Below are 11,822 nucleotides of genomic sequence, written 5' to 3'. Positions count from 1 at the left end.
CCGCCGACACCACTGCAAGGCCGACTTTTTCAACACAATCGGGCGGAAGCGGAATGTCTGGAATTCGTGGAACGCGGAAACGAGACTTTCTCGTGTAAGCCTGTCGATCAAGCCGTTCCTACACCGTCTGCGCAACCCGGTCTCATACGTTACGCTTGCTGACACGCAGTCGAAGGCACCCGTCCTGACGCAAGTGCCTGCAACGCCGCGACATGCCCCTTGAAGGCCTTTCGCCCCGCCGCGGTGCCGACGATCCAAGTCCTTTGCCGGGTGTTGACCGTAGCCTTCCGCAACTCGATGTATCCACCATCGCTTAATTGCGCGAGGTGCTTGGACAGCACCGAATCACTGACCCCCAGGATGTCGCGCGCAGTCCCGAATTCCATCTCGCTCACGTCGGCCAGCAACGCCATTAGTTGTAGCCGCGCCGGAGGGTGGATTAGCGAATCCAGCCGTTCAGCACCCATGCCGCGCTCCATCCAACTCTTGCCGGTACATCCGCTCCCACACGATGCTCATTATCGTAGCGAACACCGCCATGCCGCCTCCAATCGCGACCGGCGCCCAAGTAATGCCATAGCGCTGCTTTAGGACGATCGCGCCCACCAGCGCAGCCAACCCGACCAGCAGCATCGCGAACGTCACCCACCACGTGCGCCCGGACCGATACCCGCTGACGAAGAATCCGTCCCGTCGCCGATCGCGGGCGACGACCATCGCCGTGGCGGCCATGCATGCGCCAGCCAAGACCATCGGCCATGGACCCGGCAGCGCATAGCCAGCGATCAGCCCGCCCAACAGCAGTCCAACCGCCGCGTGGCGCGCTAAGGACCATTTCGCCCGCGCGGCCAATGCCCCGCGCGTCGTCCGCATCATTTCCAGCGACTGCGCCGCCTCCATCTCGTTCATGCACCATTCTCCCGCGAACTGTCGATCACTTTCCATACCAGCAACTTACGACTTAACTGAACGGAAAGCAATGATCACTTTCCAACAAGGAAACTGACAGGGAAGAAACGAATATGGTGCTCTCATCAGCTTGGATCGCGGTCATGCTCGTCGGGGGAACGTGGTGGGTGCGGCGGGATATTACCGCGTATGCACGGTTCCAGACGCAATCCGACACGACGGAGCGGCAGAACCTCTACCGCCGATGGCTGGTCGAAAGCTTCCTGGTTTTCGTGGGTGCAAGCGTCGTCAGCCTTTGGCTAGCGCACGCGCTGTGGCCCTTCGAAGGATTTCCTTCGGCCTTCACACCGGCGAACCGGTTGCTACAGTCCGATGAAGAGGTCTCGAGCGATCGATCGCTGCAGATTGGGATCGGCCTCTTCGTCGGTATCGGGCTATCTCTCGCGATCCAGTGGTGGAGGCTTAAGAAAAGCCTCTCGCCGCGAGCGGGCCCGGACCAAGCGCTGATCCCCCGCAACCGTCGCGAAGCCATTCTCACGCTGTTGCTAAGCCTTAATGCCGGTTTCAGTGAAGAGCTGTTCTTCCGGCTGGCGCTTCCGCTGCTGCTCCTACAGGTCACGGGCTCGCTTGCGGTCTCGCTGGTGGTGTCAGCGTTGGGCTTCGGCCTGGCGCACGCGCACTATGGCTTAAAGGGGATGCTCGCCACCACGGCTGCGGGCGCGCTGTTGACGGTTTACTACCTTCATCATGGATCGTTGATGCGGGTCATGATCGCCCACGCGATCATTGATATAATCGCCTTCTTCATCCGCCCTGCGATCGGGGACTGGATGATCTCGCGTAAAGCGCCGAGGTGGGCCGTCGCGGCCTCGTAGGGAGACCGTGACCTGAACTGTACGAGCAGGGCAGATTGCGCGCGCCCCTCGCAAGGTCAGGTTGCCTGAACAAATGACTGGTATTGGACTTTGCTGCCGCGCGCTTGATTGTCCGCAACTGGGCGTGAGCGGAACGGCCGGAATTGGTGGAAAGCGGACGCGCTGCTACTCTTTCAGGTAGCGAACCTTCGCGCCGCCCGGCACGACAGATGCGACACGGGAAGCTATCGACGATCAACGACACATACGAGATCGTCAGGGTCATCGTTGGAGGCGAGTTTCTGATCCGCAAGTCGTTCTAGAAGGTTGAGACGGTCGTGCAGTGAGGGTCTCAAGCTTTTGCGGCATGCCTGCACCGGTATGGCTGTTGCCACAAAAGCACATCATGCAGGTTTCGTGCGCCAAGCTTATAAACAGCTGTAACGTCTCATTATTTCTGAATATGACATAGGTGTCATATTCAGGGGGCGTTAATGCAAAAGGCTTTGTTCTATCGTACGTCGATCACCGCGATCGTGGCCGCAATAATGCCAACGGCGGCGCTTGCGCAAGCCGTGCCGGTCGGGGGTACGCAGGCCGATCCGGCGCTGGAGCAAAACTCCGGAACGCAGGTGGGTAGCCCCACTGGCGTTAACGCGGATGGTTCGCCGGTCACCGTCGACGAGGCCGCCAGCAACGATATCGTCGTGACTGGTTCGCGCATCCGGCTTCCCAACATTCAGAACCTGGAGCCGACGATTGCCGTAAACCAGCGCTATCTGCAGGATCGCGGCATCACGAACGTCGCCGATGCGCTGAACGAAATTCCGGGTATCAGGGGCAGTATCACGCCAGCGGGTGCGCAGGGATCGTTTGGGCAGGGCGTGAACTTTATCAACACCTTCGGTCTCGGATCGAACCGGACGCTCACGCTTGTCAACGGACGCCGGTATGTGTCCTCCAACGTCAGCAGCATCTTCAATCAGGGTAGCCAGGGGACGCAGGTTGACGTCAACGTCATTCCGACGCTGCTTATCAGCAATGTCGACGTCGTCTCGATCGGCGGCGCGCCGGTCTATGGCTCGGACGCGATCGCGGCCACGATCAACTATGTACTCGATACGCGTCTCAAGGGTATTCGGGCACAGGTAACGAGCAACGTCACCCAGGAAGGCGACGGCTTCCGATACAATGCCGCGATCGCTGGTGGCTTTGATTTCGCGGGTGGGCGCGGCAATATCACGCTGGCCTATACGCGTGACGAACAGAAGGGCATCCTCGGCAACGCGCGCGGCTTCATCCGCGATAATATTGGCGGCGCGGGCAACCCCACGACGGCTCAAGCGGCGACGCTTGGCCGGCCGGCCGGCACCAGCTTCACCAATGACGGGCGCCTCAATGGCGGAATCGGCTTCAACGATTCCGCGACCGACGGCTTTCCCGGCACGGTGCAGGTGGTGGATCGCACCATCCCACTGCTGACTCGCGGCGGGCTTATCACGTCGGCGTTCGCGAACGCCAACGGGACGGGGGCGGTCGGTGCGGCCGTGCAGAATTTCCAGTTCGATCCAAGCGGCAATCTCGTTCCGTTCAACCGCGGAGTTCGCTTCCTCAGCGTACAGGAGGCAAGCGGCGGCGACGGGTTTCGCTTTAACGATTTCGTCCAGCTGACCAGCGAGCTGAAGCGCGACATTTTCAACGGCTTCGCCGCATTCGACGTATCCGACGCGCTTAAGTTCTTTGCGGAAGGCACGTATTTCCACTCGCGCGGCGATGAGCTTGTCCAGCAGCCGACCTTCAACTCGAGCCTGTTCGGAGGCTTGAGCGGTGCTACATCTTTCAGCGTCGACAATCCGTTCCTGACGCAGCAGGCCGCAACCCAGCTCCGCGCTCTAGGTGTCAACCGGTTCAGCGTGTCGCGCGCCTCACTTGACCTGTCCGATCCAACCGGTTTTTCGACCAACAACCTGTACCGCGGCGTGTTCGGCGTGAAGGGCGACTTCGGCATCGGAAGCCGCAAGTTCAACTACGAGGTCAGCGGAAACTACGGCCGGGTCGACATCACCGACACCGGTCAGGACCTCAATGCGCAGAATTTCATCAACGCTGTGAACGTAACGCGCAATGCCGCCGGGCAGATCGTCTGCAATCCGACGCCGACCTTCCAGGCAGCACCTGGCGGCACGCCGACCGTCGATGCGGCCTGCGTGCCGCTGAACCTGTTCGGTGAGGGCGCTGCCAGCCAAGCGGCGCGCGACTATGTCATTTCCACGAACGTTACGACCAGCCGGCTTGAGCAATATATCTTCAACGCCAATGTCGGCGGCAGCCCCTTCGCCCTGTTCGGGAACGATGTCGGCTTCAACATCGGCTACGAGCATCGTGAGGAGAAGGGCAGTTTTACGCCCAGCGCATTTCAGCAGGCCGGACTCGGCCGGTCGGTCGCCATCTTGCCAGTCAACGGCAAGTACAACGTGGATGAGGCGTTTGGTGAAGTGGTCGTGCCGCTCGTCACCGCGCAGAACGGACTTCGCTTCGTCAACAGCCTCGAGGTGTTTGGCCGCGGTCGCTACGTGGACAATACGGTAAATGGCGGATTCTTCGCTTGGGCGGCGGGCGGCCGGTACGCGCCGGTGGAAGACATCAGCTTCCGCGGCAACTACACCAAGTCGTTCCGAGCACCGGCGATCACCGAATTGTTCTCGCCTCAGACCAACGTGTTCACTAACGTTACCGATATCTGTTCGCCCGCGAACATTAACGCAGGCGCGGTGCCACTGACGCGCGCCGCCAACTGCGGCGCGTTCCTGGCGGCGTTCCCGAATGCCACCCCGCTCGATGCGGCGGCGGCGACCGTTCCGGGCATCAATGGCGGCAACCCGCTGCTCGACAACGAAGTGGCGCGCAGCTTCACCTATGGCGTGGTGTTGCAGCCGCGCTTCATTCCAGGCTTCTCGCTGTCGGTCGATTATATCCGCATCAATATCAGCAATCCGATCTCTAGCGTCACGGTGGCGACGATCGCGCAGTCCTGCTTCGACAACAGCAGCTTTAACGCTGCTGATCCGGCGAACGGCAACGCATTTTGCTCGCAAATCCGGCGTTATGCAGCTGGACAGGGCGGGGCCGCGGCCAATGGTGGTGATCGCGGCGGGCAGGTCATCAACGATCCGCTCAACCCTGGCGTGACGAGCGGCTTCATCAACGGCAACCGGATCCGCTTCAGCGGCATCCAGGCGCAGATGGACTATATCCGTCCGCTGTCCGGATTGGGCCTACCGGGCCGCGCGGGCATCGACGGCACGTTCTTCTACACCCGCCGGCGCGTGAACGACATCACAGGCGTGGCACCCGTCCGAATCGACGGAACATTGGGTGATCCAACCTTCCAGGGACAGCTCAACTTCCGCTATATTGGCGAGGGGTTCGGCTTTACGATGTCGGCCAACTACATCGGCGAACAGCTGTTCTCCCGCGTGACGCGGGGGCCTGACATCCGCGAGGTCGACGAACTCAATGATTTCGTGCTGTTCAACCCCAATGTCTATTTTGACGTGGACCAGCAGTTCCGCCTGACGTTTTCGGTCACCAATCTGACTAATCGCAAAGGGCAGAACTATTTCGGCTACGTCCTACCCGCGAGCCAGCCCACGTCGGGCGCAATCGGTGGCGATCCAATCGGCCGTCGCTTTGCAGTAACCGCACGCGCAAAGTTCTGAACGATCGGCGGGTCGCCTGATACGGCGGCCCGCCTTCCAAAGAAGGTTTTAATTGAGATTGCAACGTCATGTTCGTCAAACACGAACCGTATCGCGGTCAGGCCACCTATACCGCTTTAGCGCCGTCTTAATGAACATGAGCACGACGCCCTTCCGCGAAGAGATCGTTAGGACGAGCTCCCGAAGCAGAGCAGCAAAGTGTTCGGCCTCTCTTACCCTCTCAGAAGAAAGAAATATTTCTAACCTAATGCAAACCGCTTTCTCGTAAATGAGGCCTGGTGATTCAAACTGACAACTTAGAACGCGGCTGGGGTGTCAATCCCCCCTCAACCGGGACCGACCCCAGACTACGACAATCTTACATAGCGTAGCGCTGTTTGATTCATTGCTTGGGAGAGTGCATCGGTTCTAGCTAGAGCGCCCTCGCTATCGAGATGGCTACCGCTAAAACCGCCATTGTTGCTGCCTAGGTTTTGTCTATTTGAAACCTAAGCTAGAACCGCCTGTCAGTTAATGCGAGAGACAGACCTATGCCTTATAGCCGACATTTTCGAGCATTGATCCGGATATGGTTTGAAGGCAAATGAATATCCAAAAGCCGAGACTCATTATAGTTGGTTCGCCTGCTGACGATGGAGGCGTCATAACATCACTATCTCGGCAGCTTTACGACATAGACCAGGCAGGTACGGCGCAATCTTTGGCTGCCCGCCTTTCCGAAAATATTTATGACTTAGTCATACTAGATACAAATATTTTGGATACAGACAATGTATCTTTAATTCAGACGCTATCTTCGAGAAACGATTCATTTTATCTATTAGTAAGATCTGAGACTGATGACCAAGTCGACACAGTACTCGCGTTAGAGCTGGGTGCTGATGACTGCGTCACTTTTTCATGCAGCCCCCGAGAGATAAAAGCAAGAGTGCGCGCGCTGCTCCGCCGTCGTAAGGTTCATTCTCATATACCATCTGGAATACTCGACGAAGGAACTAACGTTCTGGCACCAGAGATTGCGTTTCGAGGCTGGATATTAAATGCGAATAAATGCCAGCTATTGACGCCAGCAGGTGATGTCATAGCCCTGACCAAAACAGAGTCTTCAATATTAGTGAATCTGTTTGCCGATCCCGGTCTTATTAAAGACCGTTCAGATATTATAGGCAAGGGTATAAATTCCAGCGATTACGATATTCGGTCTATTGATGTATTTGTAAGTAGACTTCGTAAAAAGATATACAAACATGGCGGCCATAGCTTAATAAAGACTGTTCGAGGCAGAGGGTATCAGTTAAATACCGCTATACCGTGTCGGCCCTGAATGTTCGGGTTTGGTGGAAAGCTGCCGTTCTTTTTCTCTCAGCTAATCCACCTCGATCCGCGTGAGGTCACACGCCACTGACTGTTCCTGCGTTGAAGTCGATAGCTTTCCCCGCGTCCGCAGAGGCGCCCGCAATGGTAGTCTATATCGATTGAGGCTGTGTCGCCGCTAACCTTTGGTTCGTATATCTGATACGTCGCCTGGCCTGGTTCAGAAGGGCATAGTTTGATATTAGCCGCATCATCTTCGTTTAAATAGCCGTAGATGTTATCGGCCTGGTCGATCCTTGCTTTAGATGCTTTGCGGAGTATCCGAGGCTTGATGCAGGAAGGACGCTGATCTATGACTGGATGGCCCTCAAGATAGTAGATCATAGACTCCACTATAATTGCCTTATCTGAGGGGTTCTCCCTCTGATTTGAACACGCCGTTAAGGCCAGTGTGGCGATTGCGATATTGAGTAGACATGCCCGAAACATTCGCGGAGCCTATCAGTTCGGGATTGCTTTAGACAATGGCTGTTAGCGTCCGCTATTGGGCGAATGCAGGCTGACCGCTTCGGATTAATGCCGATCAGCAGCGCGAACGTCGCGACCTGGTGGAAAGCAGACCTTCCGTTTTGCAGGCCGGACCCCAGGAAACCAGCCGAACGGGTATCCCAGATGCATCAATGTTTTGCATCGCCGAAGCCCGCGGTTTCCTGCCGTTCTTCGGCTGATGCGCAATCCGTGTATTTTGCATCAGGGAACAACGAAGCGGAAAGACACTAGCACTCATGACTTGCCTTTTGAGCGGGCACTAGGTCTCGCTTAGCAACCGTGTAAGCTGATTGAGTGATCACCGAACCTACCCGGTTGAGTAAGCATATCGCATGAGCCGCCGCCCTGTCCCTGACCGATCCGCGCTTGGTTTAACGATTTGGGTCCATGGTGCATTCCTGCTTGTGTTCTTGCTGGCGCGAGAGGCCCCTCCGCCACCTGTCTCACCATCGGCAGCACTCACGCTATTCGACATCAGCCGTCCGCTCCCGCCTCCCAATCCGCCAGCACGGCATAGACCGCGGCCGTCCGTGGATACACCGGCGGGAGGATCACCATCTGTTGCCTCGCGCCCGCGACCACACTCCGTCGATGCCACCCCGATGGTCACGCCCCAATCGCCGATCGTAACGATAGCCTCTTCCCTTGGCCAAGACCTAGCGGCAGCGGAGCTAGCCGGTCCGGCATCTGCTGGTGAGGGTGAGGGTGAGGGGGCCGGCATTGGCATAGGGGACGGTTCCGGGCCAGGTCCGCTCCGTTATGCCCGTGCCGAATGGATTCACATGCCGACCTTTGAAGAAATGTTGCGGTATTGGCCCGCCGTAGCGCGAGAGCGGCGGATTGCCGGCAATGTCGAACTGGCATGCATCGTACCAAAACCGGGGAAGCCTAAACGGTGTTGGGTGCTATCAGAACGCCCCCAAGGGATCGGCTTCGGCCGAGCGGCACTCGCTATGTCTAGGGTGTTCCGGATCAGGCCTGTGTTCCGGAACGATGACGTTTTCGACCTGCCGGTTGTCGTCCCAATCGTCTTCAATGTGGCACCAAAGCCAACCCCGTCCAAACCTTGAGGGTGCAAAGCGACGCTCTCAGTCTGCGGACCTTGCTTGATGCAAAACTTTTGATTTTTGCATCAATTTCGATAGCCGTCGGCAGCGTTATCGAGGGGGCGTCGGTGCCGGCGGGATTGGTACGGGCGCCGGTGTGATGGTGCACGTCCAACTTGGGCAGTCGCCTGTCTGATACATGATGTCGACGATTGCGCGGGACTTAGTGGCTTTCCTGCCTGAGTTTCAGCCTGAAGTCGGAAGAAACTTACAAGCCCAAGGGCAACACCTCGTGCCTCTTCCGAACCAACCGAATCGTCTGCAACTTTACATTTGACGAGGCGATCAACCACGACCGCACATTCCAGCACAACGCCCCAACTCTGACCCAGCTTCTTCGCGCGGTTGAAACCTGCGTTTGAGGGGGGCACTTTAAAGATCAGATTGGGACCAAGCTCGCGAGGATTGGACTGGCATCCTCTGCCATCACATGGCCAACCAATCGCATAAAAACTGCGGTTTTGAACAGTTTCGGATTTCTCGTGGGTGGGCGCGGCCGAAGCGGCCAAGGCAGCGAATAATAAAGACGCGATCATCATGCCAGTCCTTCGGGCCGCTTCAATTCTGGAGGAGCATTAGTGCCCTAGCTAGCGGCAAAAGGGACCCCTTTTGCAACGCGCCCCGTGCCAGCTTAGATTTTCAAAATAGGATCCCTCGCGAGAAAGTCGGATCGGACAAGAACGCCCATTTACTGCCCTTCTGGGAGCGGTGCCCTCGCCCAAACTCGGTCGCCAACCCGGCCGGTTGTCGATCACGAAGCAGTCGCTGGACAGCAGCCAACGTCGCGTTCAATCTGTTTCAGCGCCATTCGGAGGTTGATATGAGCAACGCAGAATTGAGTGACCACCAGCTTTTAGACAAAGCTAAGGCCGCGCTTCGTGACAAGGACGGCGACCGGGCTGAGGTTCTTTTTGCCGAATTTTCAGACCGCAGCGTAGCAAGGAATAAGGCGAGGGTGGCGAACGATCCTGCGTAATCTCGCGTCAGCCAATCAAGACAGCCTGAGTAGTCTCGATTGAGGATCGTTGAGCGGGAATCTCCGACGGTGGTGGACTGTCAACCGGCAGCTCTCAGTAATGTGGTGGACCTGGTGTCCGCGATCCGGCCGGCGGCGAATGGTGCAACCGCCGCCTCCACTTGCAAGGCGTTCGGACAAAGGAGAACTGTACCATGATTGCCATCGCCGCTGGGCTGTTGAGCGCTATCGCACCCAGCTGTGCCCCCGTGGCGGGGGCAAGTCGCTTGTGGCAACCAGAGACCCGGTGGGTCATTGTGGGAGAGATGCATGGGACGAACGAGTCACCTGATGCCTTCGCCAATCTGGTCTGCCTAGCTAGCGCAACAGGCCGCCCGGTGACTGTTGCTGTAGAATATACCTCCGATGACCAGACCGCCATCGACACATTTCTTGCATTCGACGGATCATCTGCTGCCCGAGCAGTGCTGTTGAAGCTGTTCCTGTTCACGTCAAAACTTCAGGATGGACGCGGCAGCGTCGCCTTCATGCGCCTGTTCGAGCGACTGCGGATATTGAAGCAGGCAGGACGTATCGACGGTGTAATCGCTTCCGATGTCGGACGTTCGACTGCGGAGGGTCAGGAACGCAATGCTGCAATGGCACAAACCTGGACGGAGATAGCAGCGCCCGACGATGCGATCATTTTGGCCTACGTTGGCAATCTCCATGCTATGCGAAAACCGATCACCATCGGCGACCGCACGATCGTACCCGCGGGAGCGATAATGCCGGTCAAGCGCACCGTAACGATCAATATTGACGGTAATGGTGGAAAGGCCTGGAACTGCCAGGATGACGGATGTCGCCCACACGTTAACGGAGATCCTCGTCGGGCCGCATGCGCCATCACATATTCAACTGCTGCCGACAGGCAGTGGGATGCCACCTATGAGCTCGGGGTCCCGACGACCGCGGCGCTACCGACAAATGGCACGAGTGCAATTGCAACACCCAGCAGTAAGCGGCAAGAAATTGGCGCTAGAAGCTGGCAACGGGCCAGTTCTTGGGCAGGGGGCGTACGATGATCGTCTTGCCCCAATCACAGCAGTTGTCGCCCTCTGCAGTGTCAGATAGGTAGAGGGATAAAAGAGGGGGGGCGCAGTGCGTACACAGTGGATATTAGCGGTTATCGCAACTGGAATCTTCGCCGATCACGGCCTCGCTGCGGCAGAACGTCGCCCGCCACTTATCCCGACATCCAAGTGGCAGATGGACTATGCGCCGTCCGAATGCCGGCTGCTTCGCTCTTTCAGCGAAGGTAATGATCGGGTCACGCTGCAACTCAGCCGACTGGACGTTGATGACGTGCTCGAAATGGCCTTGGCCGGCCCGCGAATGCCTGCGACGGCTGAAGAGTCCGATGTTGCAGTCAGTACTTCTACGGTGGCGCAAGTGCCCGGTATGCACGCCCGTGGTTATGCTGCTGGCAAGGACTCGCCGGGCACTATCAGGTTCCAGCCCGACCTGGATCTACCGATCGCGTTGCGCCACGATGTAGCTGCAAATCAACAAACGAGGCTAGGCGTGAATTTCGCGCGGCGTTATTCTGTGCAACTCGAGCTTGGATCGATGAAGGGAGCGCTATCGGCACTCGATAAGTGCATGGACGACCTCATTACTACCTGGCGCCTCGATCCGGTAGAACAGCGACAGCGGAAAAGTGCGCCAGAGCCGGCGAACGATCCCGTGGGCTGGTTCCGTGCTAATGACTTTCCAACAAGCTTAAACCGAGGCGGGCTGGGCGGAATCGTCGTCATGCGCCTCATGGTCGGGGCTGATGGATTGGTGACGAGTTGCGAGGTGGCAAAGGCAGGCGGCGACAAGGCATTCGAGGACCTTACCTGCCAACTGGCTACCTCGCGGGCACGGTTCCGTCCTGCCGTTGGCGCAGGGGGCCAGCCAATTGCATCGGTCTGGATCCGACGGATCAACTGGCAACCCGCCACCCCGTTCGTAGTTCAGCGATGGTGATAAAAGGGGCTCAACGCCTGCAATTTTTGCGGCGCAGAAGCCGAACGACAGCTTCGACGCAGGCGGGATGCTCCATGATGGACCCACGATCGGCGATTTCCGCCAAACCGGCGTCTCGAGTGGGAACGCGGAGCGGGAAGCCCGGCTCAATGCTCGGAAAAGCATCGTATCGGATGTCATTTTCCCGAAATCTGTTCCCAAATCGATTTCCCGAAATGGCCTGAACGACACGGGAAATCGGGAATCCTCAGCTGACCGGCTTTGGCGGCGCGGAACCCTGCCCAATCTCTAAATCGGCATCCGGCAAGGATGTCGCGCATGTCCTGCAGACCGTGTGGAAAGCCGTGAGCCGGGAGCTGCGTAAGTTCCGCTGTCATTGGCC

10 protein-coding genes are annotated in these 11,822 nt (G+C 57.9%); 7 read left to right on the top strand and 3 right to left on the bottom strand.

Annotation, left to right across the window (positions count from 1 at the left end):
* Nucleotides 1-149 precede the first annotated feature (149 nt).
* Nucleotides 150-467, bottom strand: a complete 318-nt coding sequence (locus IFS44_RS21240; RefSeq protein ID WP_192100073.1) for a transcriptional regulator — start codon at nt 465-467, stop codon at nt 150-152.
* Complete coding sequence (locus IFS44_RS21235) at nt 457-909, bottom strand: hypothetical protein (protein ID WP_192100071.1); 453 nt, start codon at nt 907-909, stop codon at nt 457-459. Before IFS44_RS21235 ends, IFS44_RS21240 begins: the two co-directional genes overlap by 11 nt.
* 113 nt (nt 910-1,022) lie before the next feature.
* Between IFS44_RS21235 and IFS44_RS21230 the strand changes: the two genes are divergently transcribed.
* The 7 genes from IFS44_RS21230 to IFS44_RS21200 all read left to right on the top strand — a co-directional run bounded on the left by IFS44_RS21230 (nt 1,023) and on the right by IFS44_RS21200 (nt 11,440).
* Complete coding sequence (locus tag IFS44_RS21230; RefSeq protein WP_197977997.1) at nt 1,023-1,784, top strand: CPBP family intramembrane glutamic endopeptidase; 762 nt, start codon at nt 1,023-1,025, stop codon at nt 1,782-1,784.
* 473 nt (nt 1,785-2,257) lie between these two features.
* Entirely contained in the window at nt 2,258-5,482 is a 3,225-nt protein-coding gene (locus IFS44_RS21225; protein ID WP_244650500.1) for a TonB-dependent receptor domain-containing protein, read from the top strand.
* Between the two features lie 583 nt (nt 5,483-6,065).
* Nucleotides 6,066-6,806, top strand: coding sequence for a response regulator transcription factor (locus tag IFS44_RS21220; protein ID WP_192100069.1), 741 nt, complete (start codon nt 6,066-6,068; stop codon nt 6,804-6,806).
* Nucleotides 6,807-7,677: 871 nt separating this feature from the next.
* Nucleotides 7,678-8,415, top strand: coding sequence for a TonB family protein (locus IFS44_RS23025; protein ID WP_446740873.1), 738 nt, complete (start codon nt 7,678-7,680; stop codon nt 8,413-8,415).
* A gap of 856 nt (nt 8,416-9,271) precedes the next feature.
* Nucleotides 9,272-9,427, top strand: coding sequence for a hypothetical protein (locus tag IFS44_RS21210; RefSeq protein ID WP_192100065.1), 156 nt, complete (start codon nt 9,272-9,274; stop codon nt 9,425-9,427).
* 194 nt (nt 9,428-9,621) lie between these two features.
* Nucleotides 9,622-10,494, top strand: coding sequence for a hypothetical protein (locus IFS44_RS21205; protein ID WP_192100063.1), 873 nt, complete (start codon nt 9,622-9,624; stop codon nt 10,492-10,494).
* Between the two features lie 184 nt (nt 10,495-10,678).
* The gene (locus IFS44_RS21200; protein ID WP_206757900.1) at nt 10,679-11,440 is read left to right on the top strand and encodes an energy transducer TonB; all 762 of its coding nucleotides are present in this window, start codon (nt 10,679-10,681) and stop codon (nt 11,438-11,440) included.
* A gap of 176 nt (nt 11,441-11,616) precedes the next feature.
* Here the strand turns inward: IFS44_RS21200 and IFS44_RS21990 are convergent.
* On the bottom strand, nt 11,617-11,822 hold a 206-nt coding region (locus IFS44_RS21990), incomplete at its 5' end, for a hypothetical protein (protein ID WP_206757899.1).

It is taken from the genome of Sphingomonas sp. CFBP 13706 (assembly GCF_014842355.1).
GTDB lineage: Bacteria > Pseudomonadota > Alphaproteobacteria > Sphingomonadales > Sphingomonadaceae > Sphingomonas > Sphingomonas aerolata.
The sequence above is the reverse complement of the archived record's forward strand: the minus strand, read 5'-3'. Positions and strand labels throughout refer to the sequence as shown.

What these genes read in the sequence shown, in the direction of transcription:
- IFS44_RS21220 (WP_192100069.1), top strand. Translation starts at nt 6,066, where the DNA reads ATGAATATCCAAAAGCCGAGACTCATTATAGTTGGTTCGCCTGCTGAC.
- IFS44_RS23025 (WP_446740873.1), top strand. Translation starts at nt 7,678, where the DNA reads ATGAGCCGCCGCCCTGTCCCTGACCGATCCGCGCTTGGTTTAACGATT.
- IFS44_RS21235 (WP_192100071.1), bottom strand. Translation starts at nt 909, where the DNA reads ATGAACGAGATGGAGGCGGCGCAGTCGCTGGAAATGATGCGGACGACG.
- IFS44_RS21210 (WP_192100065.1), top strand. Translation starts at nt 9,272, where the DNA reads ATGAGCAACGCAGAATTGAGTGACCACCAGCTTTTAGACAAAGCTAAG.
- IFS44_RS21230 (WP_197977997.1), top strand. Translation starts at nt 1,023, where the DNA reads ATGGTGCTCTCATCAGCTTGGATCGCGGTCATGCTCGTCGGGGGAACG.
- IFS44_RS21240 (WP_192100073.1), bottom strand. Translation starts at nt 467, where the DNA reads ATGGGTGCTGAACGGCTGGATTCGCTAATCCACCCTCCGGCGCGGCTA.
- IFS44_RS21205 (WP_192100063.1), top strand. Translation starts at nt 9,622, where the DNA reads ATGATTGCCATCGCCGCTGGGCTGTTGAGCGCTATCGCACCCAGCTGT.
- IFS44_RS21225 (WP_244650500.1), top strand. Translation starts at nt 2,258, where the DNA reads ATGCAAAAGGCTTTGTTCTATCGTACGTCGATCACCGCGATCGTGGCC.
- IFS44_RS21200 (WP_206757900.1), top strand. Translation starts at nt 10,679, where the DNA reads ATGGACTATGCGCCGTCCGAATGCCGGCTGCTTCGCTCTTTCAGCGAA.